The sequence below is a fragment of the Cellulomonas edaphi genome, assembly GCF_030362815.1.
Lineage (GTDB): Bacteria > Actinomycetota > Actinomycetes > Actinomycetales > Cellulomonadaceae > Cellulomonas > Cellulomonas edaphi.
The window spans coordinates 181726-208340 of the sequence record NZ_JAUCGR010000003.1; the positions used below are offsets into that span (position 1 = coordinate 181726).

The 26615-nt window shown below is 74.8% G+C and carries 25 protein-coding genes; 7 read left to right on the forward strand and 18 right to left on the reverse strand.

Going from position 1 to position 26615, the window contains the following annotated elements; all coding sequences use genetic code 11:
• Positions 1-3 precede the first annotated feature (3 nt).
• From tsaE to QRT05_RS12290, 4 genes are read right to left on the reverse strand one after another with little or no spacing between them, the layout of a single operon-like run.
• Complete coding sequence (tsaE, locus tag QRT05_RS12275) at positions 4-546, reverse strand: tRNA (adenosine(37)-N6)-threonylcarbamoyltransferase complex ATPase subunit type 1 TsaE (protein ID WP_289447560.1); 543 nt, start codon at positions 544-546, stop codon at positions 4-6.
• Entirely contained in the window at positions 543-1754 is a 1212-nt protein-coding gene (gene alr, locus QRT05_RS12280; RefSeq protein WP_407650341.1) for an alanine racemase, read from the reverse strand. The genes tsaE and alr overlap by 4 nt, the downstream gene beginning before the upstream one ends.
• A gap of 35 nt (positions 1755-1789) precedes the next feature.
• Positions 1790-2401: a nucleoside/nucleotide kinase family protein gene (locus QRT05_RS12285; RefSeq protein ID WP_289447561.1), complete on the reverse strand. Its 612-nt coding sequence runs from the start codon at positions 2399-2401 to the stop codon at positions 1790-1792.
• Positions 2398-3879 (reverse strand): NAD(P)H-hydrate epimerase, encoded by a 1482-nt coding sequence (locus tag QRT05_RS12290; RefSeq protein WP_289447562.1) that lies wholly within the window; start codon positions 3877-3879, stop codon positions 2398-2400. The genes QRT05_RS12285 and QRT05_RS12290 overlap by 4 nt, the downstream gene beginning before the upstream one ends.
• 60 nt (positions 3880-3939) lie before the next feature.
• Between QRT05_RS12290 and QRT05_RS12295 the strand changes: the two genes are divergently transcribed.
• Positions 3940-4926, forward strand: coding sequence for an LLM class F420-dependent oxidoreductase (locus QRT05_RS12295; RefSeq protein ID WP_289447563.1), 987 nt, complete (start codon positions 3940-3942; stop codon positions 4924-4926).
• Between the two features lie 2 nt (positions 4927-4928).
• Here QRT05_RS12295 and QRT05_RS12300 read toward each other — a convergent pair whose 3' ends face one another.
• The 4 genes from QRT05_RS12300 to glmS form a co-directional block, all read right to left on the reverse strand.
• Complete coding sequence (locus QRT05_RS12300; RefSeq protein ID WP_289447564.1) at positions 4929-6488, reverse strand: hypothetical protein; 1560 nt, start codon at positions 6486-6488, stop codon at positions 4929-4931.
• Between the two features lie 63 nt (positions 6489-6551).
• Positions 6552-6905 (reverse strand): holo-ACP synthase, encoded by a 354-nt coding sequence (locus tag QRT05_RS12305; RefSeq protein WP_289447565.1) that lies wholly within the window; start codon positions 6903-6905, stop codon positions 6552-6554.
• A complete protein-coding gene (locus QRT05_RS12310) occupies positions 6902-7231 on the reverse strand; it encodes a MazG nucleotide pyrophosphohydrolase domain-containing protein (RefSeq protein ID WP_289447566.1) in 330 nt (109 codons plus the stop codon). Before QRT05_RS12310 ends, QRT05_RS12305 begins: the two co-directional genes overlap by 4 nt.
• 2 nt (positions 7232-7233) lie before the next feature.
• On the reverse strand, positions 7234-9090 hold the full coding sequence (gene glmS / locus QRT05_RS12315; RefSeq protein WP_289447567.1) for a glutamine--fructose-6-phosphate transaminase (isomerizing): 1857 nt from the start codon (positions 9088-9090) through the stop codon (positions 7234-7236).
• Between the two features lie 75 nt (positions 9091-9165).
• Here glmS and coaA point away from each other — a divergent pair, with 75 nt between their 5' ends.
• Positions 9166-10116, forward strand: coding sequence for a type I pantothenate kinase (coaA, locus tag QRT05_RS12320; protein ID WP_289447568.1), 951 nt, complete (start codon positions 9166-9168; stop codon positions 10114-10116).
• Here coaA and QRT05_RS12325 read toward each other — a convergent pair whose 3' ends face one another.
• From QRT05_RS12325 to QRT05_RS12355, 7 genes are all read right to left on the reverse strand, one after another.
• Positions 10117-10716, reverse strand: coding sequence for a hypothetical protein (locus QRT05_RS12325; RefSeq protein WP_289447569.1), 600 nt, complete (start codon positions 10714-10716; stop codon positions 10117-10119).
• Positions 10717-10852: 136 nt separating this feature from the next.
• Positions 10853-11524, reverse strand: a complete 672-nt coding sequence (locus tag QRT05_RS12330; RefSeq protein WP_289447570.1) for a DedA family protein — start codon at positions 11522-11524, stop codon at positions 10853-10855.
• A 68-nt stretch (positions 11525-11592) separates the two neighbouring features.
• On the reverse strand, positions 11593-12225 hold the full coding sequence (locus QRT05_RS12335; RefSeq protein ID WP_289447855.1) for a peptide deformylase: 633 nt from the start codon (positions 12223-12225) through the stop codon (positions 11593-11595).
• Positions 12226-12308: 83 nt separating this feature from the next.
• Entirely contained in the window at positions 12309-13655 is a 1347-nt protein-coding gene (gene glmM / locus QRT05_RS12340) for a phosphoglucosamine mutase (protein WP_289447571.1), read from the reverse strand.
• Positions 13656-13796: 141 nt separating this feature from the next.
• Positions 13797-14285, reverse strand: a complete 489-nt coding sequence (gene rpsI / locus QRT05_RS12345) for a 30S ribosomal protein S9 (protein WP_289447572.1) — start codon at positions 14283-14285, stop codon at positions 13797-13799.
• Positions 14286-14317: 32 nt separating this feature from the next.
• On the reverse strand, positions 14318-14767 hold the full coding sequence (gene rplM, locus QRT05_RS12350; RefSeq protein ID WP_289447573.1) for a 50S ribosomal protein L13: 450 nt from the start codon (positions 14765-14767) through the stop codon (positions 14318-14320).
• A 234-nt stretch (positions 14768-15001) separates the two neighbouring features.
• On the reverse strand, positions 15002-15946 hold the full coding sequence (locus QRT05_RS12355) for a LysR family transcriptional regulator ArgP (RefSeq protein WP_289447574.1): 945 nt from the start codon (positions 15944-15946) through the stop codon (positions 15002-15004).
• Positions 15947-16028: 82 nt separating this feature from the next.
• Here QRT05_RS12355 and QRT05_RS12360 point away from each other — a divergent pair, with 82 nt between their 5' ends.
• A complete protein-coding gene (locus tag QRT05_RS12360; protein WP_289447575.1) occupies positions 16029-16628 on the forward strand; it encodes a LysE/ArgO family amino acid transporter in 600 nt (199 codons plus the stop codon).
• Positions 16629-16632: 4 nt separating this feature from the next.
• Here the strand turns inward: QRT05_RS12360 and QRT05_RS12365 are convergent, their stop codons facing one another.
• Positions 16633-18315, reverse strand: coding sequence for an ABC-F family ATP-binding cassette domain-containing protein (locus tag QRT05_RS12365; protein WP_289447576.1), 1683 nt, complete (start codon positions 18313-18315; stop codon positions 16633-16635).
• Positions 18316-18426: 111 nt separating this feature from the next.
• Between QRT05_RS12365 and QRT05_RS12370 the strand changes: the two genes are divergently transcribed.
• Both QRT05_RS12370 and QRT05_RS12375 read left to right on the forward strand, forming a co-directional pair.
• Complete coding sequence (locus QRT05_RS12370; RefSeq protein WP_289447577.1) at positions 18427-18750, forward strand: excalibur calcium-binding domain-containing protein; 324 nt, start codon at positions 18427-18429, stop codon at positions 18748-18750.
• A 39-nt stretch (positions 18751-18789) separates the two neighbouring features.
• The gene (locus QRT05_RS12375; protein ID WP_289447578.1) at positions 18790-19236 is read left to right on the forward strand and encodes a DUF5709 domain-containing protein; all 447 of its coding nucleotides are present in this window, start codon (positions 18790-18792) and stop codon (positions 19234-19236) included.
• Between the two features lie 67 nt (positions 19237-19303).
• On the opposite strand, the gene truA is transcribed toward QRT05_RS12375, so the two are convergent.
• Positions 19304-20176 (reverse strand): tRNA pseudouridine(38-40) synthase TruA, encoded by an 873-nt coding sequence (gene truA / locus QRT05_RS12380; protein ID WP_289447579.1) that lies wholly within the window; start codon positions 20174-20176, stop codon positions 19304-19306.
• A gap of 38 nt (positions 20177-20214) precedes the next feature.
• On the opposite strand from truA, the gene QRT05_RS12385 reads away from it, so the two are divergent.
• Positions 20215-21000 carry an ROK family protein gene (locus QRT05_RS12385; RefSeq protein WP_289447580.1) on the forward strand — a complete coding sequence of 262 codons (786 nt, stop codon included), beginning with the start codon at positions 20215-20217 and terminating at the stop codon, positions 20998-21000.
• A gap of 12 nt (positions 21001-21012) precedes the next feature.
• Here the strand turns inward: QRT05_RS12385 and QRT05_RS12390 are convergent, their stop codons facing one another.
• On the reverse strand, positions 21013-21735 hold the full coding sequence (locus QRT05_RS12390; protein ID WP_289447582.1) for an alpha/beta fold hydrolase: 723 nt from the start codon (positions 21733-21735) through the stop codon (positions 21013-21015).
• Between the two features lie 210 nt (positions 21736-21945).
• Here QRT05_RS12390 and QRT05_RS12395 point away from each other — a divergent pair, with 210 nt between their 5' ends.
• Positions 21946-26478, forward strand: coding sequence for a beta strand repeat-containing protein (locus tag QRT05_RS12395; protein ID WP_289447583.1), 4533 nt, complete (start codon positions 21946-21948; stop codon positions 26476-26478).
• Positions 26479-26615 lie beyond the last annotated feature (137 nt).

The window sequence follows — 26615 nt, forward strand, 5'->3', positions numbered from 1 at the left end:
GGCTCAGCCTGCCACGGCGGCGTCGGTGGACGGCCCCAGGGGCAGCGCGACGCCGGCCCAGCGCTCGCCGACCGCGCGCACCGTGGCCACGCGCTCGCCGGCCCCGCCGTCGGCGTCCGACTCGTCGAGCTCGCCGCCTCGCGGGCGCTGCAGGTCCACCTCGAGCCGGTCCTCGGCCAGACCCTCGACCCAGCCGGCGCCCCACTCGACGACGGTCACGGACTCGTCGAGCCCCGCGTCGAGGTCCAGCGCATCGACCTCGTCGAGCGATCCGAGCCTGTACGCGTCCACGTGCACGAGCGCCGGCCCGGTCGTGCCGTCCGCACGCGGGAGCGGCGGGTGCTCGCGCGCGATGACGAACGTGGGCGAGGCGACCTGGCCCCGCACGTGGAGGCCCGCGCCGAGCCCTTGCGTGAGCGTGGTCTTGCCCGCCCCCAGGTCCCCGGTCAGCACCAGCAGGTCCCCCGCCCGCAGCACCGTCGCGAGCGCCCGGCCGAAGGCCCGCGTCGCGTCGGCGTCAGGCAGCCGGACGACGACCTCGTTCACGCTCTCACCTCGTTCTCCGCTGAAGGGGACGGCACGGCGTCGACCCGTGCGTCGGGCTCGCTGTCCACGTGCACCCGCGGGACGCGCGGGCCGATGCGGGTCACGATCTCGTACGAGATGGTGCCCGCGACCCGGGCCCAGTCCTCGGCCGTCGGGCCACCCCCCGCGCCGGTGCCGAACAGCTCGACACGGTCTCCCGCCCGGTCGGTGGCTCCGGGGCCGAGGTCCACCACCACCTGGTCCATGCACACGCGCCCGGCGACACCGAGGACGCGACCGCCCACGAGCAGCGGCCCGCCCGGGGCGTCCGCCGTCCCCGAGGCGTGCCGCGGCACCCCGTCGGCGTAGCCGAGCGGCACGAGTCCGATCACCGTGTCCCGCTCCGTCACGTACTGGTGGGCGTAGGACATCCCGGCACCCGCGGGCCACTCCTTGACGTTGACCAGCGGCGCCTCGAGCGTCATCGCCGGCACGAGGCCGAAGTCCGCCGGCCCACCCAGCTGCGGCACGGGCGAGAGGCCGTACACGGCGATACCCGGCCGGACCAGGTCGTAGTGGATCGAGGGGTTGGTCAGCGTGGCCGCCGAGTTGGCCAGGTGGCGCACCTCGAGGCGGGCACCCGCGTCCTCGGCGAGCCGCACGGCCTCCGCGAAGGCGACCTCCTGCGCCCGCACGGCGGGGTGCTCGGGCTCGTCGGCGAAGGCGAGGTGCGACCAGACGCCGACCAGGCGCACCGCACCGTCGGCCTCGGCGCGCAGCACCGCAGGAAGCAGCGCGGCGAAGTCGCTCGCGGTCAGCCCGTTACGACCCAGGCCGGTGTCCACCTTGAGGTGCACGCGCGCGGCGCGGCCCGCGGCCCGCGCGGCCGTGACCACCTCCTCGAAGGCCCAGTGCGCCGAGACGGACAGGTCGACGTCCGCCTCGACCGCCTCGCGCAGGGGCGCACCGGGGCCGTACAGCCAGGTGAGGATGCGCGGTCCGGCGAGGCCGGCTGCCCGCAGCGCGAGGGCCTCGGGCACCTGCGCCGCGCCCAGCCACGTCGCGCCCCCGGCGACCGCGGCCGTCGCGGACGGGACCAGTCCGTGCCCGTAGGCGTCCGCCTTCACCACGGCCATCACCTGCGCGGACGGGGCGTGCGCGGAGAGGCTGCGGACGTTGCTGCGGATGGCGGCGAGGTCGACGACGGCACGCGCGGGGTACGAGCTCACGGCGCCCAGTGTCCCACCGGCGCTCGCGGGCACGCTCACCCGGGCCGCACCACGAGATCGGCGCGGGCTGCCGTCGCCGCCACCAGCGTCGCGTTGCGCTCGTCGGGACCGTGCGACCAGGCGTGCGCGGCCTCGGGCGACTTGCCGAAGGCCACGTGCCTCGCCACCAGGCGCTCCAGGCGGACGGCGTCGTCGAGCGCGACGAACCACGCCTCGTCCAGCAGCCCCGCGACGGGCGCGAACCCGGCGCCGTCGAGCAGCAGGTAGTTGCCCTCGACGACCACGAGCGGCACCTCGGGACCCACCGCGATGGCGCCCGCGACGGCGTTGCGCAGGTCGCGGCGATACTCGGGCGCGTAGACCGTCTCGCGTCCCGCGCGCAGCCGCCCCAGCAGGGCGACGAAACCCGCGGCGTCGAACGTGTCCGGTGCTCCCTTGCGGTCGGCCCGGCCGAGGCGCTCGAGCTCCGTCTGCGCCAGGTGGAAGCCGTCCATCGGGACGACCACCGCGCGGTCACCCAGTGCGGCCACCACGTCCGCGGCCAGCGTGGACTTGCCCGCCCCGGGTGCGCCGGCGATGCCGAGCACCGTGCGACCGCGCGCCGCGAGCGCCAGGGCGCGCGCCTCGAGCGACGGGTCCAGGCTCACGCGCCGGCCAGCAGGTCGGCGATCGTCTCCGGCAGCGCGACGGCCACCCCGCGCGCGGACACGGGACCGCCGGGGTTGGCCCGGTCGGCGGCCCGCCCGTGCACCAGTGCCGCCGCGGCGGCCAGGGCGGCCGCGAGCGACGGGTCCTCGTGGATGTCGTCGGCCCGCCCGGCCAGCAGCGCGCCCAGCAGCCCGGCGAGCACGTCCCCGGCTCCGGCGGTGGCCAGCCAGGCAGGTGCGTCGGCCTGGCTGTACGTGGCCCCCTGGGCGCCGACCACGATCGTCGTCGCGCCCTTGAGCAGCACCGTCGCGCCCGTCAGGTCGTGCGCGAGCCGCACCCAGCGCAGCGGCTCCGCCTCCACCGTCGCACGGTCGACGTGCTCGCCCCGGTCGGACAGCAGCCGCGCCAGCTCGCCCGCGTGCGGCGTGAGGACCACGTGCGCCCCCACGCGGTCCGGGAGCAGCTCGAGCGCGCCCGCGTCGCACACGGCGGGCTCGCCCCGTTCGCGCACGCCCTCGAAGGCGTGCTCGATGCGCCTGCGCTGCGACGCGTCGTCGGGCGAGACGCCCGGACCGAACACCCACGCCTGCACGCGGCCCACGCCGATGACCACCTCGGGGCGACGCGCGACGACGAGATCGCCTACGTCGCCCAGGTAGCGCACCATGCCCACCCCGGTCAGGACGGCGGCGGTCGTCGCCAGGACAGCGGCCCCAGGGTAGCGGCGCGCACCGGCGACGACGCCGAGCACCCCCCGCGTGTACTTGTGCGCCTCGGGCGGCGGCACCGGCCACAGCTCCGCGACGTCGGCCGCGTCGAGGCGGGCCACCGAGGGCGACCCCGCGAGGTCGAGCCCGATGTCCACCACCTCCACCCGCCCGGCCAGCCGGGCGGCCGGCGGCAGCAGAAGGCCCGGCTTGGCGGCCCCGAACGTCACCGTGAGGTCGGCCGGCAGCACCGCGCCCGGCACCTCGCCGTCGTCGATCCCGATGCCCGACGGCACGTCGACCGCCACCACCAGCGGCCCTGCGGGTCCTCGCTGCGCCAGCGCGTCGACGAGCTCGGCCGCGCCGCCCCGCAGTCCGCCCGACGCGCCGATGCCGAGCAGCCCGTCCAGGACGACGTCCGCTCCGGATGCCAGCCCAGCGGCGGCGCGGCCGGCGGGGACCACGCGGCCGCCCGCCGCGACCAGCGCCGCCGCACCGCCGGCGTGGATGCGCTCGTCGATTGCGAGGGCCACGACCTCCGCGCCACGGCGCGCCAGGAACGCTCCCGCGAACAGGGCGTCGCCCCCGTTGTTCCCGGGCCCGACGAGCAGCACCACACGCGCGCCACCGACGCGACCGCGCCGCTCGCGCAGCAAGCCCGCCACCCGGGTCGCCAGCGCGAACGCGGCACGGTCCATCAAGGGCACGCCGGCCGCGAGGAGCGGCTCCTCGGCGGCCCGGACCTGCGACGACGTCCACGACAGCAGCACGGCACCATCCTGTCGCGCCGCCCCGCGCGAGGCCAGACGAGCCGGGGTAGCGTGCGAGCCATGCGCTTCGGACTCTTCATCCCCCAGGGCTGGCGGCAGGACCTCACGGGCATCGAGGCCCGCGACCACTGGGGGGTGATGAACGGGCTCGCGCAGCACGCCGACCAGGGCGACGTCTGGGAGTCCGTCTGGGTGTACGACCACTTCCACTCGGTCCCCGAGCCCAACGGGCAGGCGGTGCACGAGGCGTGGAGCCTGATCAACGCCTTCGCGGCCACCACCTCCCGCGTGCGCCTGGGCCAGATGTGCACGTGCATGGCGTACCGCAACCCGGCCTACCTCGCGAAGGTGGCCGCGACGGCGGACGTCATCTCCGGCGGCCGGGTCGAGATGGGCATCGGTGCCGGCTGGTACGAGCACGAGTGGCGCGCCTACGGCTACGGGTTCCCGAGCGCGGGCGAGCGGATCGCGATGCTCGACGAGGGCGTGCAGATCTTCAAGCAGCTGTGGACCAACGGGGTCGCGACGCTCGACGGCAGGCACTACCAGGTGTCTGGCGCGCAGCTGGCGCCGCTCCCGCTCCAGGTGGACGGGCCGCCGCTGTGGATCGCGGGCGGCGGTGAGCGCAAGACGCTGCGCATCGCGGCGGAGCACGCGCAGTACACCAACTTCGACGGCACGCCCGAGGTGTTCGCGCACAAGTCGCAGGTGCTGCGGGGCCACTGCGACGCGATCGGGCGCGACTTCGGCGAGATCACCCGCTCCGCCAACTTCAACGTCGTGATCGGCGAGACGCAGGCCGACGTGGACGACCGCATCGCCTGGGTCGAGGAGCACTACGCGCTCACGGTGCCCGAGCGCGCGCCCGGCGTCGCCGAGGACTTCCGCAAGGGCCCGCTGGTCGGCACACCCGAGCAGGTGGTGGACGCGCTCACCCACCTGCAGGGGCTCGGGATGACGTACGCCATCACCTACTTCGCGGACGCTGCCTACGACCGCGCCAGCATCGAGCTGTTCGAGAGCCAGGTGGTCCCCGCCCTGCGCTGACCTCAGGGGCGGCCGAGCAGCACCAGGCGGGTGCGGTCCTGCCGTTCGCCACCGCGCGACGCGGCGTGCACGCGCTCCTCGACGACGGCGAGCGACTGCGCCGGGCCGGTGGCGTAGGCGGACAGCACCGCGCCGGCGCCGTAGTGACCCGTGCGCTCCCCGGTCCGGGAGTCCATCACCGTGACGTCCGCCCGGTCCTCGCGCGCGTCCCGGTCGAACCACGGGTTGAGCCCGCCGACGTCCGTCAGCACCGCCGCCGAGCCCGGGCCCAGCGGCTCGCCCGCGTCCCGGACCACGGCCGGGGAGCCGCCCACCGACCAGAGCCACCTCGTGGCGGGCGGGTCGGTGGCCACCACGCGGGCCCCTCCGGTCGGGTCCAGGACGACGTCGTCGGAGACCGTCTGGGCGAACCAGTCCCGGCTCGAGCGCTCCCGCACCCCGGCGCCCGGCAGGGGGCACATCGACCCGTCGTCGAGCTCGATCACCACCGCCTCGTCGTCCTCGCCCGCGCCGGCCCTCGTGTAGACGGCGCGGTCCGTGCCCACCCAGTCCAGGGACGCGGCACAGTCCCCGGCCCGCTGCCACGACGGCACGCCCCCACGAGACAGCGAGAAGGTGCATGCCCCGACGTCCCGGGCGGGGGTGGACCACAGCACGGCGTCGCCCGCGAGCGCCAGCGGTCGGCTCTCGCTCGTGGGCCTGGTCTCGAGCACCGCCCCCGAGCGGACGTCGGCGAGCTGCGTCGCGCTCCCCAGGTCGAGCGGGACCACGGCCGGCAGCCCGCGCGCCGTGACCTGCGCGGAGGCGCCGCCACCGACCACGGCGGACAGCGCTCGCGCGTCGCGCGCCCACAGCTCACGGCCTGCCTCGTCGAGGGCCACGACCCGGTGCACCATCGTCCCGTCGTCGTCGGACGACCACCGCGCGAGCACCACGACGCCGTCGCGCGCGGCGACGGGCACCTGGGAGCCGTCGGCCGCGGACGGTCGGACCCAGTCCCGCGTGCCCGCGGGCAGCGAGTAGGACGCCACACCGGTCGGCGTGGCGATCACGACGTGCCCCGATCCGGCGTCCTCGACCGTGCGCGGCCCGGCGGCGCCGGTCGCGATCCGCGCGGTCTGCTCCCCGGTGGCCCGGTCCAGCACGCGCACGGAGTCGCGCCCGACCACGACGATGCTCCGGCCGACCGGGAAGGCGTCGTGCACGTCGTCGGACCACGGCCGGCTCCACAGCACGCCCTCCGCGTGGGGCCGCGCCGCCTGCCACGGCACCCACACCGCCCCCACGGCGAGCGCGCCCGCCACGACGACCGCCACGGCGATGTCCCGGTCACGGACGGGCGCCGTGCGCCGAGCGGAGGCCAGCCACACGACGAGCAGGCCGGCACCGGCCGCGGCCACCAGGACGCCGCCGATCCACAGCGCGGGCGACGGCTCGTGCTCCGCCGGCCAGGACGAGACCGAGGCGAGGCACAGGACGCAGCCCAGGGCCAGCAGCCCGGCCCCCACGGCGAGCGGGCGCCAGCCAGGGCGTGCGCGCACGGCGCCGTCCTGCTCGCTCACGTCGTTCCCCCTGCGTCGCGGTCCGATGCTGGGACAGTACCGAACCACGAGGCACCCACAGGCTCAGTCCCGCTCGGCCACCACCATCGCCGACGCGATGCCGGCGTCGTGCGAGATCGACAGGTGGAATCGCGTCACGCCCAGCTCCGCAGCCCGCGCGGCCACCGTGCCCGTGACCTCGACCACCGGCTGCGCGCCGGCCACGCGCTGCACGGTCGCGTCCTGCCAGCTCATCCCGGGCGGTGCGCCGAGCGCCTTGGCGATCGCCTCCTTGGCCGCGAAGCGTGCCGCCAGGGACGTCTCGGGCATCTCCTGCTCGGCGGGCGTGAAGAGCCGGGTCCGCAGGGAGGGGACGCGACGCAGGGTCGCCACGAAGCGTGCGACGTCGACGACGTCGATGCCCACGCCGACGATCACGTGCGGTCCGCCTCGGTGATCAGGTGCCGGTAGCGGAACCACTTGTCCTCGAGCGCGGCGTCGAGGTCGACGCCGAACCGCTCGGCCAGGAGCAGCACGTGCGCCAGGACGTCCGCGAGCTCGGCACGCACGGCGTCGTCGACCTCCTGCTCGGAGCGGCCGCGGTCCCGCGTGCGGCCGGAGCGGGCCAGGAACGCCTGCGTGAGCTCGCCCACCTCCTCGTGCAACTTGAGCACGAGCCAGTCGTCGGTGCGATCCACGTCGAACAGGCGCCCGTAGACGCGCGAGATCGTCTCGATCTCGGCCTGCGCGGCCGCGATCTCCACGACTACTCGACCGTCACGGACTTGGCCAGGTTGCGCGGCTGGTCCACGTCGAGACCCTTGGCGGTCGCGAGCTCGCACGCGAACACCTGCAGCGGCACCACGGCGAGCAGCGGCGCCAGCAGCGTGGGCGACTGCGGCACGTAGAACACCTCGTCGGCGTAGGGCCGCACGGCCTCGTCGCCCTCCTCCGCGATCACGATGGTGCGGGCGCCGCGGGCGCGGATCTCCTGGATGTTGGAGACGACCTTGGAGTGCAGCGAGTCCCGCCCGCGCGGGGACGGCACGACGACGAACACCGGCAGCCCCGGCTCGATGAGCGCGATCGGCCCGTGCTTGAGCTCGCCCGCCGCGAAGCCCTCCGCGTGGATGTAGGCGAGCTCCTTGAGCTTGAGCGCGCCCTCCATCGCGACGGGGAAGCCGACGTGCCGGCCCAGGAAGAGCACCGACTGGGTGTCCGCCATCCAGCGGGCGATCTCCCGCACGCGGTCCGCGCGGTCGAGCACCTGCTGGATCTTGTCGGGCATGGCGCGGAGCTCGTCGAGGATCTCGGTGACCTCGTCGGCGTACTTGTTGCCCCGCAGCTGGGCGAGGTACAGGCCCAGCAGGTACGCCGCCGTGATCTGCGAGAGGAACGCCTTGGTCGAGGCGACCGCGATCTCCGGGCCGGCGTGCGTGTACAGCACGGCGTCGGACTCGCGCGGGATGGTCGAGCCGTTCGTGTTCACGATCGCGAGCACCTTGGCGCCCTGCTCGCGCGCGTGCCGCACGGCCATCAGCGTGTCCATCGTCTCGCCGGACTGGGAGACGGCCACCACGAGCGTGCGCTCGTTCACCACGGGGTCGCGGTAGCGGAACTCGTGCGCCAGCTCGACCTCGACGGGGATGCGGCACCAGTGCTCGATCGCGTACTTCGCCACGTGCCCCGCGTACGCGGCGGTGCCGCACGCGATCACGATGATCTTGTCCACCGACCGCAGCACCGACTCGTCGATGCGGACCTCGTCGAGCACCAGGCGGCCGTGCGCGTCGGTGCGGCCCAGCAGCGTGTCGGCCACCGCGTGCGGCTGGTCGTGGATCTCCTTGTCCATGAAGGAGCGGAAGCCGCCCTTCTCGGCCGCCTCGGCGTTCCAGTCCACGGTGTAGTGGCGCGCCTGCGCCGGCTGCCCGTCGAAGTCCGTCACCGTGACCGAGTCAGGCGTGATGGTGACCACCTGGTCCTGGCCCAGCTCGAGCGCGTCGCGCGTGTGCGAGATGAACGCGGACACGTCGGAGCCGAGGAAGTTCTCCCCCTCGCCCAGCCCGACGACGAGCGGCGAGTCGTGGCGGGCGCCCACCACGGTGCTCGGGTCGTCGGCGTGCACGGCGAGCAGCGTGAAGGTGCCGTGCAGCGTGCGCGCGACCGCCGACATCGCCGCCGTCAGGTCGCCGGTCTGCTCGTAGGCGCGGGCGATCAGCTGCGCGGCGACCTCGGTGTCCGTCTCCGACGTGAACTCGACGCCCTCGGCCACCAGCTGCGCCTTGAGGCTCGCGAAGTTCTCGACGATGCCGTTGTGGATCACCGCGAGCCGGCCGGCCACGTGCGGGTGCGCGTTGGTGTCGGTCGGTCCCCCGTGCGTGGCCCAGCGGGTGTGCCCGATCGCCGCCGTGGCCGGGTCGAGCGGGTGCAGGTCCAGCTCCTCGACGAGGTTGGCCAGCTTGCCGGCCTTCTTGGCGGTCTCCAGGCCGGTGCCCGGGCCGACGAGCGCCACGCCCGCGGAGTCGTATCCCCGGTACTCGAGCCGCCTCAGCCCCTCGAGCACGACGTCCAGGGGACGGGCACTGGCCTGCTGGCTTCCGACGTAGCCGACGATTCCACACATGCGCGTGAGTCTATCCGCGCAGCGGCGGCTGCCCGCCGGGGCGCCGACCGGCTGGGCGTCCGGCACAATCGTCGCGTGCCCGCGTCGCTCTCACCGTCCACCCCGTACGTGGACCTGGACCGTGCGGCGTGGACCCGCCTGTCGGCCTCCACGCCCCTGCCGCTGACCGACGCCGACGTCGACCGCCTCGCAGGTCTGGGCGACCCGATCGACCTCGCCGAGGTGGACGCGATCTACCGGCCCATCTCCCGGCTGCTCGACCTCTACGTCGAGGCGACCCGCGGTCTGCACCGGGCGTCCAGCACGTTCCTGCGCGAGGACATCGTCGCGACCCCGTTCGTGATCGGCGTGGCCGGGTCCGTGGCGGTGGGCAAGTCGACCACCGCGCGCCTGCTGCGCGAGCTCCTGGCCCGCTGGCCGGCCACGCCCCGCGTCCAGCTGGTCACCACCGACGGGTTCCTCTACCCCAACGCCGAGCTCGAGCGCCGCGGGCTCATGGACCGCAAGGGCTTCCCCGAGTCGTACGACCGTCGCGCGCTGCTGCGGTTCGTGTCGAAGATCAAGGCCGGGCGGCCCGAGGTCCGGGCGCCCGTGTACGACCACCTGACCTACGACATCGTCCCCGGCCGCGAGATCGTGGTGCAGCGTCCGGACGTGCTCGTCGTCGAGGGGCTCAACGTGCTGCAGCCCGCACGTCCCACCGCGGAGGGCACGTCCAACCTCGCGGTGAGCGACTTCTTCGACTTCTCCATCTACGTCGATGCGCGCACGCCCGACGTGCGCCAGTGGTACGTCGACCGGTTCCTCAGCCTGCGCAGCACGGCGTTCGCGGACCCGAGCTCGTACTTCCACCGGTACGCGTCGCTGTCGGACGACGAGGCCGTCGAGCTGGCCGAGCACATCTGGGACACCATCAACGCGCCCAACCTGGAGCAGAACATCCTGCCCACGCGCAGCCGGGCGGACCTCGTGCTCACCAAGGGCCACGACCACTCGGTCGAGCGCGTGCGGCTGCGCAAGATCTGATCAGGGGCTCGGCGCCGGGGACGCCACCAGCAGCGCCACGGGGTAGCTGGTCGCGTCGGTGAGGTTCAGGCCGTCGAGCGCCGTCCGCACGCGCTCGCAGCGCCCGGCGGGCACCACGACGCGGACCGCTCGACCCAGCGCGTCGACGAGCCAGAGGTCCATGGGCTCGGCGCTGCACGAGCCGGCGTCGGCCGTCGCAGCACGCGAGCCGAGTGCCGCCAGCAGCGCCGTGGTGTCGCCGTCGAGCCGCCGCGCCTTCACGGAGCTCCACGTCCCCGCGCTGTCGACGAGCGGGCCGCCCGGTGTGCACTCGAGCGCGCCCGTGGCCACGAAGCCGTCCGGGACGCTGCCCTGCGCCGGGACGTCGGCGTGGGCCTTGGCCGAGGGCGGCACCGAGGCCGCCGTGCCCGGCGCGGGCGTCAGGTGCAGCGCCGCGAGCACCTGCGGCGCGAGGCAGTCCGCCGCCGCGGCGACCCGCGCCGTGGGGGCGGCGGAGGCCGCCCCGTCCTGGTCGCCGCAGCCGCCCGTCGCCAGCACGGCACCCAGGCCCAGGACGGGGAGGAGAGTCGGAAGGGCACGACGTCGACCAGCGTGACGCATGGCAGCGGCTCCTTCCGGTACGCGCGACGAAGGAGCCCCGCCGGGGCGCGCCACGTGGTGGAGGGGAGGCACCGCAGCCGCCCCTCCCCGAGGGTAGGAGCCCGAACGGGTGAATGCGGGGCTCGATACCAGATCGTTAGCCCGGGGGTACTGATCGTGAGCCGTCCGTGACCGGGCCGTCGTCCGCCGCGTCGGTCGCGGGCTCGCTCGTGCCACCGCGACGCGCCGTCCAGGTGCGCAGCACCCGGTCGACCAGGAGCCCCAGCAGGATGCCGCCCACCACGCCCACCGCGACCGCGATCGCCGGGTTGTCCTTGAGCAGCGCACCCGCGCTCAGCCCGATGAGTGCCGAGTACACCGCCCACAGCACCGCGGCGATGGCCGTGAGCGCCACGAACCGCCGCCGCCGGAAGCCCAGGGCGCCCGCGGTCATGTTGACCGCGACGCGTCCCACCGGGATGTAGCGGGCCGCGATGATGAAGGACGCTCCGCGGCGCTCGAGCGCGCCCTCGGCCCAGTCCAGCGACGCCTGTGCGCGTCTCGACCGCATCACCCGCAGGGAGCGCACGTGCACCCGGGTGCCGATGAGGTAGGCGAGCTGGTCACCGGTAAAGGCACCGGCCGCCGCCACGAGCACCAGCAGCACGATGTTCGGGTCGCCCGACGAGCCGGCCAGCGCGGCGAGCGCGATGACGAGCGACTCGCTCGGCACCGGCGGGAAGAACCCGTCGATGGTGGCGAACGCGTACATGGCCACGAACACCCAGGGGGACCCCGCGAGCGCCACCGCCCAGTGCTCCACCGTCATCCACTCCCGCGCGTCGTCGTGCCCTCACGGTAGGCGCTGGGACGCCGCGCGGGTCCGGCGGACGCGCGTCAGGTCGGGTCGAGTGCGAAGCCGAGCGCCTCAGCGGCACCGACCGGGCGCGGCTCCCCCGCCCAGCGCGTGCCGATCTCGTCGGCCGCCGCGAGCGAGCGCAGCTCGGCGCGGTCGAGGTAGAGGGTGCCGCCCAGGTGGTCCGTCTCGTGCTGCACGATCCGCGCGGCCCAGCCCGTCACGACCTCGTCGAGAGGCGTGCCGTGCTCGTCGGTGCCGGTGAGCCGCACCGAGCGCCACCGCGCCACCACGGCCTGGTACGCGGGAACGCTGAGGCAGCCCTCGTAGAAGGCCACGCGCTCGTCCCCCACCGGCTCGTAGGCCGGGTTGAGCAGCACCCGGTAGGCGAACGCCTCGCGCTCGCGCGCCTGCGCGACCTCGGCCGACGCGACGCCCGGGTCCTCGAGCACGGCCACGGCGAGGGGCAGCCCGATCTGCGGCGCAGCCAGGCCCACGCCGGGCGCGGCGCGCATGGTGCGGTGCATGAGCGCGAGGAGTCCCGCCAGCTCCTCGCCCTCCAGCTGACCGTCGAACGGGACCGCCACGCCGCGCAGCGCCGGGTGCCCGGCGCGCACGATCGGGGCCGGGCCGGCGCCCGCGGCGTCGAGCAGGCGCAGCGCGTGCTCCCGCAGGGCGGCGTCGCGGTCGCGGGCGGCCTGGCGCCGGTCCGCCGGGCGCCGGTCGGTCGCGCGGCCGTCCGCCGGGCGGCCCTCCGTCACAGCGCGAGCCGCTCGCGCACGACCCCCGCGAGCTCGTGGGCGACCCGGTCGGCGTCGTCCTGCGTCGCGGCCTCGACCATGACGCGGACCAGCGGCTCGGTGCCCGACGGGCGCAGCAGCACGCGGCCGGTCGCGCCGAGGCCGTCCTCGGCACGCTTGACGGCGTCGGCCAGCACGCCGTCGTCGGTGCGCGACTTGTCGACGCCGTTGACGTTGACGAGCGTCTGCGGCAGGCGACGCACGTGCGCCGCGAGCTCGTGCAGCGGACGGCCCGTGGAGACCACGCGCGCCGCGAGCTGCAGCGCCGTGAGCACGCCGTCGCCGGTGGTGGCGTGGCGCGCCATGATGATGTGGCCCGACTGCTCGCCGCCCAGGGAGTAGCCCCCGGCGCGCATGGCCTCGAGCACGTAGCGGTCGCCGACGCCGGTCTCGATCGTCGCGATCCCGGCCTCCTGCATGGCCAGCTTCAGGCCCAGGTTGCTCATGACGGTCGTGACCAGCGTGTCGTCGAACAGCTCGCCGGCGTCGCGCATCGCGACGGCCAGCACGCCCATGATCTGGTCGCCGTCCACGAGGACGCCGGACGAGTCCACCGCGAGGCACCGGTCCGCGTCGCCGTCGAACGCGACGCCGAGGTCGGCGCCCGACGCCACGACGGCCGCCTGCAGCTGCTCCGGGTGCGTGGAGCCGCACTTCTCGTTGATGTTGCGGCCGTCGGGCGAGGCGTTGATGACGACGACGTCGGCCCCCGCCTCGCGCAGCGCGCCGGGACCCACCTCGCTGGCGGCGCCGTTCGCGCAGTCGACCGCGATGCGCAGGCCCGCCAGCGACGTGCCGATGGTGCCCACGAGGTGCTCGACGTAGGCGGCGCCCGCGCTGCCCGTGTCGACCTTGATGCGGCCCACCGCGCCCGCCAGCGGCCGCTCCCAGTCCTCGCCCATGCGCGCCTCGATGGCGGCCTCGAGGTCGTCGTCGAGCTTGTGCCCGCCGCGCGCCAGGAACTTGATGCCGTTGTCGGGCATCGGGTTGTGGGACGCGGAGAGGACCACGCCGATGTCCACCCCGGTGGACGCCGTGAGGAACGCGACCGCCGGCGTCGGCAGCACGCCGACGTTGTTGACGTCGACCCCCGCCGACGCGAGCCCGGCGCTCACCGCGGCAGCCAGGAACTCCCCGGACGCGCGCGAGTCGCGGCCCACCACGGCCCGCGGCCGGTGCCCCTCGAACTCGCCCCGCGTGCCGAGCACGTGCGCGGCCGCGACCGACAGGTCGAGCGCGAGCTCGGCCGTCACATCGCGGTTGGCGAGTCCTCGGACCCCGTCGGTACCGAACAGCTGACCCATGTCAGACCCCTTCGTCGTTCGTGCAGCACCGTAGCCCCCGGGTGCCGGGTGCGTCGCTGCGCCGGGCGACGTCGCCGCCCGGACATGCCGATGGCCCCACCGGTCGAACGACCGATGGGGCCATCGTGCGGAGCGCGAGGATCAGCGCTTCGAGTACTGCGGAGCCTTGCGGGCCTTCTTGAGACCAGCCTTCTTGCGCTCGACGACGCGGGCGTCGCGAGTCAGGAAGCCGGCCTTCTTCAGCGCCGGGCGGTTGTGCTCGGCGTCGACGGCGTTGAGCGCGCGGGCGATGCCGAGGCGCAGCGCGCCAGCCTGCCCGGAGACGCCGCCGCCGGTGATGCGGGCGATGACGTCGAAGCGACCCTCGACGTCGACCAGCTTCAGCGGGGAGTTGACCAGCTGCTGGTGCACCTTGTTCGGGAAGTAGTCCTCGAGCGTGCGGCCGTTGATCTTCCACTCACCGGTGCCGGGGACCAGGCGCACGCGCGCGATGGCCTCCTTGCGGCGACCGAGAGCGCTCGCCGGAGCGGTGATGCTCTGGCCGCGGCCCGTCGGGGCCGCCGTCTCGGAGGTGTAGCTGGTGGGGGTGTCGTCGCCCTCGAGGTCGATGTCGACCGTCGTCTCTGCCACGGGGTTTCCTGTCGTCTCTACGCGCGGCGGCCTCAGGCCTGCTGCGCGACCTGGGTGATCTCGAAGGGCTTCGGCTGCTGGGCCGCGTGCGGGTGCTCGGCACCCGCGTAGACCTTGAGCTTGCCGAGCTGCTGACGGCCGAGGCTCGTCTTGGGGATCATGCCCCGCACGGCCTTCTCGATCACGCGCTCGGGGTGCTTGTCCAGCAGGTCCGAGTACACGGTGGCGCGCAGGCCGCCCGGGTAGCCGGAGTGGGTGTACGCGAGCTTGCTCTCGCGCTTGTTGCCGGTCAGGGCGATCTTGTCCGCGTTGATGACGATGACGAAGTCACCGCCGTCCACGTGGGGGGCATAGGTCGCCTTGTGCTTGCCGCGCAGCAGCGTGGCCACGTGAGTGGCCAGGCGGCCCAGGACGACATCGCTCGCGTCGATGACGTACCAGGTCCGCTCGACGTCGCCGGGCTTCGGGGTGTACGTGCGCACGGTCGTAGCCTTCGTTTCGTGTTGCGTCGTGTTCACGGCGAGAACCCGCAAGCCGCGGGTCCGCCGTTGATGGCTGGTCGGTGGCATCCGCGGGCCGGCGAGTGGGATCACCGGTCCTGCCGACGCGACGGGTGCTGAGTACACCGGCCAGCGTGCGGGGACGCACAACGAGTCACCAGGTTAGCCGCCGCCCTCCGAAAGGGTCAAAGTCGGGAGCCTGTCACGCCGGTCACGTCACTCCCGCCGCGGAGCGGGTCCGTGCCGCGCGACGGGGCGCAGGGCGGCCGCCGCGGCACGCACCACGCGCTCCGTGAGGTCGTCCAGCGTGGGCGTGCGCAGCGCCCAGTGCTGCCAGTACAGCGGCACGTCAAGGTGCCGGCCGGGGCCCAGCTCGACCAGGCTCCCGCGAGCCAGTCCCTCGGCCGCGGCTGCGGCCGGCACCATCCCCCAGCCGACGCCGCTCTCGATCAGGCGGACGAAGGCGCCCTGCGACGGCACGTAGTGCACCAGCGGCGCCGCGCTGCGGCGGCCCACGACGGCCGCGACGAAGCGTTCCTGCAGGCCATCCTCACGATTGAAGGCCAGCAAAGGTGCCGCCGCGAACGCCTCGGCGCGCAGGCCGCCGCCGAACCACTGCGCGCGGCGAGCCGGGGCGACCACCGCCAGGTAGCGCATCGCACCGAGCCTGCGGACGCGACAGCCCTGCACGGCGCGCGGGTCCGCGGTGACCGCGGCCATGACCGTGCCGTCGCGCAGCAGGCCCGCCGACAGGTCCTGGTCCTCCCGCCGCAGGTCGAGCAGGACGTCGGCCGGGAGGTCCGCGAGCGCGTCGGGGAACCAGGTGGACATCGAGTCGTCGTTCACCGCGACGGGCAGCCGCCGCATCGCGGCGGCGCTGGGCACCGGCCGCGAGCTGCCCGGGGAGGGGACCAGCTGGCCGAGGGCGTCCCGGCCGAGGACGTCGATCTGCCCCGCGAGGCGCACCAGCACCTCGCCGTCCTCGGTCGGCCGGCAGGGCCGGGTGCGCAGCACCAGCACGCGTCCCACCTGCTGTTCCAGGGCCTTGACCCGCTGGCTCACGGCCGACGGCGTGACGTGCAGCCGCTGCGCGGCGGCGTCGAAGCTGCCCTCGTGCACCACCGCGGCGAGCGCGTCGAGCTGGTCCGGATCGAACGCCACGGCGAGCCTTCCTCAACATTGCTTATGGTTCTGCAGAATCATACGTTGGACTGAAGATGTCGGGGCGACCTACCGTCGACGCGTGCCCGCTGCCGCCCTCTCGGGCTTCCTCACCGCACTGTCCCTCATCGTCGCCATCGGCGCCCAGAACGCCTTCGTCCTCCGGCAGGGCATCCGACGCGAGCACGTGCTTCCCGTCGTCGTCGTGTGCGCCGCGGCCGACGCGCTGCTCATCGGCGCGGGGGTTGCCGGCCTGGGCGTGCTCGTCACCGACCACCCCGTGGCGCTGACCCTGACCCGCTACGTGGGCGCCGCCTTCCTGCTCGTCCTGGCCGCCGGGGCGGCACGGCGGGCGCGGCGCCCGGAGCGCCTCGACCCGAGCGCGCACGGACCCGCCGGGCTGGCTCCCGTCCTCACCACGTGCCTGGCCCTGACGTTCCTCAACCCCCACGTGTACCTGGACACCGTCGTGCTGCTCGGCTCGCTCGCCCACCAGCACGATCCCGGCGCGTGGCTGTTCGCGCTGGGCGCCGCGTGCGCCAGCGTCGTCTGGTTCACCGCCCTGGGGTTCGGCGCGCGCCTGCTGCGGCCGGTGTTCGCTCGGCCCCGCGCCTGGCAGGTGCTCGACGTGTCGATCGCCGCCGTGATGGCGACGCTCGCGGTGCTGCTCCTGGTGGCGTGACGCGTCAGCGCGCGCGTGCCACCCGCTCGACGTCCCAGACCGGTTCGGGGGTCTCGACGACCGTGCCGTCGGCGCCGAACACCAGGAACCGGTCGAACGTCCGCGTGAACCAGCGGTCGTGGGTCACGGCCATGACCGTGCCCTCGAACGCGTCCAGGCCGGCCTCGAGCGCCTCGGCGGAGTGCAGGTCGAGGTTGTCGGTGGGCTCGTCGAGCAGCAGCAGCGTGGCGCCGCCCAGCTCCAGCAGCAGGATCTGGAGGCGCGCCTGCTGGCCGCCCGACAGCGTCTCGTACCGCTGCTCGGCGGCACCGACCAGCTCGTAGCGGTCGAGCGCCTTGCTCGCGGGCTCCCGGCCCATCCCCGCACGGTGGGTGTCACCGCGGTGCAGGATCTCCAGCAGCGTGCGACCCACCAGCTCCGGGTGGGCATGGTTCTGCGCGAACCACCCGGGCCGCACGCGGGAGCCGAGCATGACGCGACCCGCGTGGTTCACGGCCGCGACGGGGACGTCGCCCGCGGGAAGGTGCTCCGGGCCCGGGTCCGAGCCCCCGCCGGCCAGCAGACGCAGGAAGTGCGACTTGCCCGACCCGTTGGAGCCGAGCACGGCGACGCGCTCCCCGAACCAGACCTCGAGGTCGAAGGGTTTCATCAGGCCGGTCAGCTCGAGCCCGTCGGCCACCACGGCACGCTTGGCGGTCCGCCCGCCGCGCAGCCGCACGCGCACGTTCTGCTCGCGGGCCAGCACCGTGGGCGGGCCGGCCTCCTCGAACTTGCGCAGGCGCGTCTGGGCCGCCTGGTAGCGCGAGGCGAGGCCGTCGTTGAACGCCGACTTCGTCTTCAGCGTGAGCACGAGGTCCTTGAGCTTGGCATGCTCCTCGTCCCAGCGCCGCAGCTGCTCCTCGAGCCTGCTGCGGCGGTCCTCGCGGGCCGCGTGGTAGGTGCCGAACCCGCCGCCGTGCACCCACACCGATGCCCCGACCGCCGTGGGCTCGAGGGTCGCGACGTGGGTGGCCACTCGGGCCAGGAGCTCGCGGTCGTGGCTGACGAACAGCACCGTCTTGTCCGAGGCGACCAGCCGCTCCTCGAGCCAGCGCTTGGTCGGCACGTCGAGCGCGTTGTCCGGCTCGTCGAGCAGGAGCACCTCGTCGGGCCCCCGCAGGAGCGCCTCGAGCACCAGGCGCTTCTGCTCCCCGCCGGACAGCGTGCGCACCTCGCGGTGCTGGGCTCGCTCGAACGGCACGGACAGCACCGCGTCGGTGACGCGGTCCCACCCGGCCTCGGCCTCGTACCCGCCGACGTCGGCCCAGTCCACGAGCGCCTGCGCGTAGCGCATCTGCGAGGGCTCGTCGTCCATCGTCATGATCGCGAGCTCCGCGGCCGCCAGCTCGACGGCGGCGTCACGCACGGCCGGCGCGGCCAGCGATGCGAGCAGGCTGCGGATCGAGCGGTCGTCGTCCACGCGCCCGATGTCCTGGCGCATGATGCCCAGCCCGCCGCTGCGCCCGACCGTCCCGGAGTGCGGCGCCTCGTCGCCCGCCACGATGCGCAGCAGGGTCGACTTGCCCGCGCCGTTGGGACCCACGAGCGCCACGCGCGCGCCGTCGGCCACCCGGAAGGTGACGTCGTCGAGCAGCGGGCGGCCGTCCGAGAGGACGTAGCTCACGGCGGCGATGTCGATGTGTCCCACGGGATGAGTGTGCGGTCCCGCGCACCCCGCGGGCGAATTCCGGCCAGCTCCTCATCTCGCCGTCCCGACCTGTCGATGAGTCAGGTACCAGCCTCGACCTCGGGAGTCCCCATGCGCCGCCCCCTCGCCGCAGCAGCCCTCGCCCTCGTCCTGCTCGTCGCACCCGCCGCGGCCGCCGAGGCGTGCGGCCCCACGGCCGGAAGCACCGTCACCAGCGCGCACGCCGCCAAGACGAAGGTCTTCAAGAACTGCACCGCGATGCACCGGTCCTACGCGGGCGGCGTCGCCAAGAGCTCCAAGGTGCACAACACCAAGACGGTCTCCGGCCACAAGGTCGCCGCGAAGTCGAAGCACAAGCCGAAGGTCAGCGCCGCGCTGTACGCGGCCAACAAGAAGCTCGACCGCGACAAGGACGGCATCGCCTGCGAGAGCTGACGTCTGGCGCACTCGGCCGCGCGGTGCGAGTGTCGTGGCATGAGTGATGACACGTCCGCGACCCGTACCGACCCGGCCCTCGGCAGCGAGGGCGACACCGACCAGCTGCCCCGCGAGGACACGCTGGTCGACCGCGGTGTCGACGACCTGCTCGACGAGGGCTACAGCCCGCCTGAGCGCGACCGGGCCACCCACTACGGCGAGACCGCGTGGGAGGAGAGCCATCGGGAGACGATCGACCAGCGCGCGGCCCAGGAGGAGCCCGAGGTCTGGGAGCAGCGCCCGAGGGTGAGCGGCGAGCGCGAGGAGCTGCGCGCGGGTCGGCTGGTGGAGGACGACGGCGCGGTCGAGGCCGGCGGCACCGACGCGTTCGCGATCGACGCGGGCGTCTCCGGCGGGGCCGCGAGCGCCGAGGAGGCCGCCATCCACCTCGTCGAGGAGGAGTACGTCGACGAGGACCGGTACCGCGACGACGACGACGACTGACCCCGGCGGACGTCGCGCTCGGGCAGCCTTTGCTCGGGTAGCACTCGCTCGGGCAGCCCTCGCTCGGTCAGCAGCAGGGCGGCGGGGCCGCCTCCTCGAGGGCCCGGCGCGCACGGGTCTGGGCGGCCCGGGAGGCGACCTCGGCGTCGGCCGGGTACTCCACCTCCTCGAGCGTCAGGCCGTGCGCGGGCGCAACGTGCACGCCGGCATCCCTGGCCCGCGCGGCCAGCAGCTGCGCCGGCCAGTCGACCGGTCGGCGGCCCTCGCCCACGGCCAGGGCCGCCCCGACGAGCGAGCGCACCATCGAGTGGCAGAACGCGTCGGCCTGCACGTCGGCGACCACCACGCCCGCCTCGTCGCGGGACCACGAGTACCGCTCGAGCGTGCGGATCGTCGTGGCGTCGGGGCGGGGCTTGCAGTACGCCGCGAAGTCGTGCAGGCCCACGAGCGGTGCGGCCGCCGCCTCCATGGCCCCCACGTCGAGCGGCCGCCGGTGCCACACGAGGTGCCCGCGCAGCAGCGGGTCGCGGAGCGCCGCGTCGTCCGAGAGCCGGTAGGCGTACCGGCGGCGGACGGCCGAGAAGCGGGCGTCGAAGCCCTCGGGCGCGACCGTGGCCCGGTGCACCACGACGTCCGGTGGCAGCACGCCGGCAAGCCGGGAGACGAGCGCGTCCAGAGCGGGCCGGTCGCTGCGCCCGCGCACCTGCTCGAGCACGTCCGGGTCGACGTCGACGTGCGCGACCTGTCCGCGCGCGTGCACGCCGGCGTCCGTGCGCCCCGCCACCGTCAGGCGCGGGGCCGGCTCTCCACGGACCTCCGTGCGCAGCACCGTGGCCAGCCCCGCCTCGAGCACCCCCTGCACGGTCCTGAGCGTGGGTTGCACCGCCCATCCCGCGAACGCGGTGCCGTCGTAGGCGAGGTCGAGGCGCAGCCGGGTCACGCACCCACGGTAGGCGGCCGCTCGCTACGGTGGGGCGCGTGACCCGCGGCGAGCCGTACACGCTGGGTGTCGACTGCGGCGGCAGCGGCATCAAGGCCTCGGTGCTGGACGCCGATGGGACGCTGCACACCTCGCCCGTGCGCGTCAGGACCCCGTACCCGCTCCCACCCGAGCGCCTGGTGGAGACCATCGCCGAGATCGCGGCGGACCTGCCCCGCGCCCACCGGGTCACCGTGGGCGTGCCCGGCATGATCCGGCACGGCGTCGTGGTGGCCACACCGCACTACGTCACGCGCGCGGGACCGCGCACGGCGGTCGTGCCCGCGCTGGCCGCCGCGTGGCAGGGCTGCGACATCCGTGCACTCATCGCCGAGCGACTGGGGCTGCCGACCCTGGTGCTCAACGACGCCGAGGTGCACGGCGCGGGCCTGGTGACCGGCCAGGGCATCGAGCTGGTGCTGACCCTCGGGACCGGTCTGGGCGCGGCACTGTTCGACGAGGGCGTGCTCGCCCCGCACCTGGAGCTGTCGCACGCGCCCGTCCGCCGTGGCCTGACGTACGACGTGTACATCGGGCAGGTCGAACGGCGGCGGCTCGGCAACACGCTCTGGTCGCGACGGGTCCAGCGCATGGTCGACGGCCTGTGGCCCGTGGTGCGGTGGGACACGCTCTACCTCGGCGGCGGGAACGCGCACAACGTGTCGCCCGCGGTGCGGTCACGCCTCGGCGACCGGGTGGTGATCGCCTCCAACAAGGCGGGGATCACCGGCGGCGTGCGGGCCTGGGACCTCGGCACCCGGCCGGCGGCCGGCCCGACCGCGTGAGCCACCCGCGCGTCATCCACCCGGGCCAGCCGCGTCGAGCTCGTCGGCGGCCTCCAGCACGACGCGGGTGAACGCGACGGGCGCGACGGCGCTCACCAGGTGGGTCGCGCGCGGGATCACCACGAGGCGGCCGTCGGAGCAGGCGGCCAGGAACCTGCGCTCCTCGCCGCGGAAGTGGTCGAGGGCACCGTTGACGATCCAGACGGGCGCGTCGATGCGGGCCAGGTCCTCCAGCGGCCGTGCCTCCCGCATCGCTCGCAGCACCGGCACGGTCGCGTCGAGCGCGTAGCCGCCGGCGCCCACGTCGGCAGCACCGGCTGCGGGGATGGTCCGGGCGACCAGCGTCCGGTTCAGCCACGCCCCGCGGTCGGGAAGCCGCGCGATGCCGTGCGCGGCGACGCCCCACGCCGTCAGCAACGCCGCCGCCGGGCGGGTGGAGCAGCTCGCGGCGACCAGACCCGCCACCTGGTCCGGGTGCCGCGCGGCGTGCGCGATGGCCGTGTAGCCGCCCAACGACACCCCCACGACGAGCGCGCGGTCCCCCACCTGCTCGACGGCCACGCGCACGGTCTCGACCGCGGCCGCGAGCGTGAACGGCTCGTCGAGGCGGGTCCCGTGGCCCGGCAGGTCCACCGCGACGGCCCCGCGTCCGGCCCGCTCGAGCGCCTCCACCTGGTGACGCCACATGGTGCGGGACGTGCGCAGCCCGTGCACCAGGACCACGGGCAGGACCACCTCGCCACCGTACCCGCGGCGGCTCACTCGTTCGGACCAAGACATACCCGTCATCGACGGCATACCCGGCGTAGCCGGGCCCGCGCGCGTCGACGCAGCCCCTAGGTTCGCTGACGACCGTGCCTGCACCCGGCCAACGTGAGGATCCCCGTGCGCACTCTCCCCCCTGTCCTTCGCCCCGGCGCTCGCCGTCGAGCAGCCGCCTTCACCGTGGCCGCAGGCCTCGTGCTCGGCGCGGGGCTGTCGGCGGCCGCGCTGCCCGCGGCGGCCGCCGACCCCGTCGGCTTCACCATCGACGACTTCAACGGGCACAGCATGGGTCCGCGCACGGTCCCGGCCACGAGCGACTGGACCTGCGAGCCCTCGCAGGGGTCGTCGGTGGTCGTCTCGGGCGGCCAGATGCGCGTCACCATGCCCGGGCGGTACACGCCCGGCAACAGCGCCTGCGCGATCGCGGGCACCTGGGTGGACTGGACGCCGGCCAACCCCGTCGACATCACCAACGGCCACACGGTCGACCGCATCGTCATGAAGTACCAGGACGTCCAGCCGCAGCGGGACGGCAACCCGATCAGCTTCGGCATCCAGGTGACCGACGTGAACGGCCGGACGGGCACCGCCGGGGGGCTCGCGCGCGGCAAGGAGGACAACTTCCTCAGCGTCCGCTACGCGGCCGACCCCGCCAACCCCGCCGACCCGGCGTGGCTCGCGCCCGCGTGGAACCAGCCCCTGCCCGACCTCACGCAGATCCGCACGCTCCGCCTCACGGTCAGCGGCACGCTGCAGGACACCACGACGGCCGTCACGTTCACCAGCCTCGGGTTCGTGATGAACGAGCCCACCTACGAGCAGCCGGCCATCCCCGACCCCGGCCCCTGGGTCTTCCCCGTCTCGACGACGACCACGAGGACGCTCGACGTCACTGGGTTCCCGGAGCCGAACGTGTCGATCTCGGGCGGGCCCGCCTGGCTCACCGGATCGAGCGTCAAGGGTGACCACCAGAGCCGCCTCACGGTCTCCGGCTCGCCCACGGCCTACGCCGACACCACCGTGCACGTTCACGCGACGGTCACCGACTCGCTCGTGGCCGATCGTGACATCCGGGTCGTCGTGCCCTCGCCCGTCACGTTCACCCCGGCGTCGAGCCCGGCGACCACGGTCGGCGCCCCCGGCCCGGTCACGCTCGGCACGGTCGCCTCCACCCCCGTGGCCGCCGCGACGCTGACCTCCGGCCTGCCGTCGGGCACGGCGCTGCGGGTCAGGAACGGCACCCTGGAGCTGACCGGCACGCCCACCGCGGGCGGCACGTACACGGTCGTCACCACGCTCGATTCCGGCTTCGCGACCAAGCAGGTCTCCGTCCCGGTCACGGTCGCCACGCCCCCCACCGTCGCCGCAACTGCCGACCTCGAGCTGGTGCGCGGCGTCGCGGTCTCCCCCGTCGACATCGCCGTCGGCGGCGTGCCGGCGCCCTCCGTCCTCGTGGCCGGACTGCCCGGTGGCCTCACCACGACGCGGACCGGCACGGGCGTGCGCATCACCGGGACGCCCGCCGCCGACGGCACCTCCACGGTGACCGTGACCGCCCACAACACGGCCGGCGACGCGAGCCGCACGTTCGGCGTGCTGGTCGGCACCCCCGCGGCCCTCACGGCGCCCGCGGACGCGACCCTCCGCGCCGGCGTGCCGGTCCGGATCCCGCTGGCCCTCACCGGCTACCCGCTGCCCACGGTGGTCCCGGACGGGCTGCCGGCCGGTCTCCGCGTCAGCGTGGACGCCGGTGAGACCGTCATCGACGGCACGCCGACCAGCGCGGCTGCGGGCACCGGGACCGTCCACCTCACGCCGTCCAACACCTTCGGCACCGGGTCCGCGGTCACGTTCGGGTACACCGTCGAGGCACCGCCCGTGCTGACGGGCCCGTCCACGGTCGATGCGCACGTGGGCTCGCCCCTCGCGGCCGCCTACGCGGCGACGGGCTACCCCGTCCCGACGCTCACCCTGACCGCGGTCGACGGGGGCGCCGCCGCGATCCCGGCCGGCGTGACCGTCGAGGACGGCGTCCCCGGCGCCCTCACGCTCTCGGGCACGCCGTCGTCGACGGGCACCACCACCGTGCGGATCACTGCCGACAACGGAGTGGGGCTGCCCGTCAGCCGCGACGTCACGCTCCGATCACTGCTGACGCCGTCCTTCGGCGACGCGACCCCGACGATCGTCGCGCGCGCGGGCCGGCCGACGTCGCTCACGCTCGACGTGCGCGGCTACGAGCGCCCCTCGCTCAGCGTGTCCGGCACGCTCCCGGCGTGGCTCGCCTTCGACGCGGCGACCGGGACGTTCTCCGGCACCCCGTCGGCCGCCGACGAGGGCGACGCGGGTCCTTTCACGATCACGGCCACCAACGGGTCGGGTGCCACGACCGCCACGCTCGCGGTGCGGGTCACCACGCCGGCGTCGCTCGACGTCACCGCGCCCGACGGGCACGCCACCGCGGGTGCGGCGCTGCCGACGACCCGCATCGGCTCGGTCGGGGGCTTCCCCCGGCCGATCGTGACCGCGACCGGCCTGCCCACGGGCGTCGCGGTGGTCACGGACCCCGACGGCACCGTGCGCCTGACGGGCACCCCGCTGGGCGCGGGCGGGCCCTTCGTGGCCCAGCTGACCGCCCGCAACGGGGTCGACGAGGACGCCCAGGCGACCGTCGGGTGGTCCGTGTGGTCCATCCCGTCGATCGACGTCGCGAGCAGCGTCACGCTGCCGGTCGGCGTCGAGGCCGAGGTCCCCGTCGCGGTCTCGGGCTACCCCGCGCCGATCCGCGTGGCGAGCCCGGCCCTGCCGAGCGGCCTGCGGTTCGACCCGGTCACGGGTTCCGTCGTCGGCACCCCCGACGTCCCCGGCACGTACTCGGTGGACCTCCGCGCCGAGAACGGCCTGGGGAGCAGCCCCGCGACCACGGTGCGCATCCTCGTCTCCGCCGAGCCCGCCTTCGCCCCGGCGCCGACGACGACGCACCTGCGACTCGGCGCCGTCGTCGACAGCACCGTCGGCGGGTTCGCCGGGCACCCGACGCCCAGCGTCTCGTTCTCGGGCCTGCCCGCCGGCCTGGAGGCCGCGGCCGACGGCGGCGCGATCCACCTGAGCGGCACGCCCACGGTCGCCGGGCCCGCACAGGTCACCGTGACGCTGTCCAGCTCGGCCGGCAGCACCTCGACGAGCTGGACCGTCGTGGTGGACGACGCGGCCCGGATCTCGGCACCCGCATCGCTGTCGGCGCACCTGGGCACGGCGCTCGTGCCCGCCCCGGTGTCGGTCACCGGCTACCCGGTGCCGCGGGTCACCGCCACGGGGCTCCCTGCGGGACTGCGGCTCAGCGACGAGGGCGACGGCCTCGCCATCGTCGGGACGCCGACCGTCTCGGGGCACTTCACGGCCGAGCTCACGGCGCACAACGGGATCGACGCCGACGCCCGCAGCACCGTCGAGGTGGACGTCCTCGCTCCGCCCGTGCTCGAGCAGCCGACCGGCACCGTGACGTTCCCGGCCGGCGCCACCTCGACGCTGACCGTCGAGGCGACCGGCCACCCGGCACCCACGCTGAGCGTCACGGACCTGCCGGCGTGGCTCACGTTCGACCCGGCGACGGGCACGTTCACCGGGACGCCCGACGCGTCGGACGCCGGTCCCGTCGACCCCATCACCGTCGAGGCGACCAACAACCAGGGCTCCGACACGGCCGTGGTCCGGCTCGCGGTCTCCGCACCGCCGGGCGCGGCCGACGACCACGGGGCCACCACGGTCACCGCCGGCGCACGCGTCGACGCGCTGCTCACCACGGTGAGCGGCTATCCCGTCCCGACCGTGAGCGCCACCGGCCTGCCCGCCGGGCTGACGATCACCCAGGACGCGCACGAGGTGCGCCTCACCGGCTCCACCCGCGAGCAGGGCAACCACGCCGTGACGCTGACCGTCGGCAACGGGATCGGCACGGCGGTCGTCGTGCCGTGGACCGTCACCGTCCAGTCGCAGCCTGCCATGAGCGTCGAGCCCACGGTCACGGTGGCGCTCGGCTCGTCGGTGGCCGTCGAGGTCGCGGCGACCGGATTCCCCACCCCGACCGTCGTCGCCACCGGCCTTCCCGCCGGCGTGACCTGGGTTCCGGGCACGGGAGGCGGCCGCCTCACCGGGACGCCGGCGGCGGTCGGGAGCAGCCGCGTGACGCTCACGGCATCCAACGGGGTCGGGCAGGATGCGACGGCGACCGTGACGCTCGTCGTGACGGCCCCCGTGGACGAGGGCACGGACCCGGGGACCGACCCCGGCACGGAGCCGGGGACCGACCCAACCACCGAGCCGGGCAGTGATCCCGCACGCATCACGCTCTCGACGGGGTCCGTCGAGGCCGGCGGATCGATCCACGTCGACGGCGGGGGCTTCGCGGCCGGCGAGAAGGTCGACGTGGTGCTGCACTCCACGCCGACGCTCCTGGTCTCCACGCACGCGGACGCGGACGGCACGGTGCACACCAGCGCGGTGATCCCGGCCAGCACGCCCGTCGGCACGCACACCGTGGTGGTCCGCGGCGCATCGGGGGCATCGGCCAGCGCGACGCTGCACGTGCTCGCCGCGGGCGACTCGCTGGCCGGCACCGGCGCCACGCTCGCGGGCCCGGCGCTGCTGGGCGCGCTCACGGTGCTGCTGGGCGTGGGGGCGGTCGTGCTGCGTGCTCGTCGCCGCACCGTGTGACCCCGGTGCTCGCCTGACCGGCGAGCGACCGTGACGAAGGGGCCCGGACCGCTACGGTCCGGGCCCCTTCGCGATGCCGGGGAACCCCGAGGAACCCGGAAGGGGCCCAGCTCTGGCACCCGCGCTCCCCCGGTGAC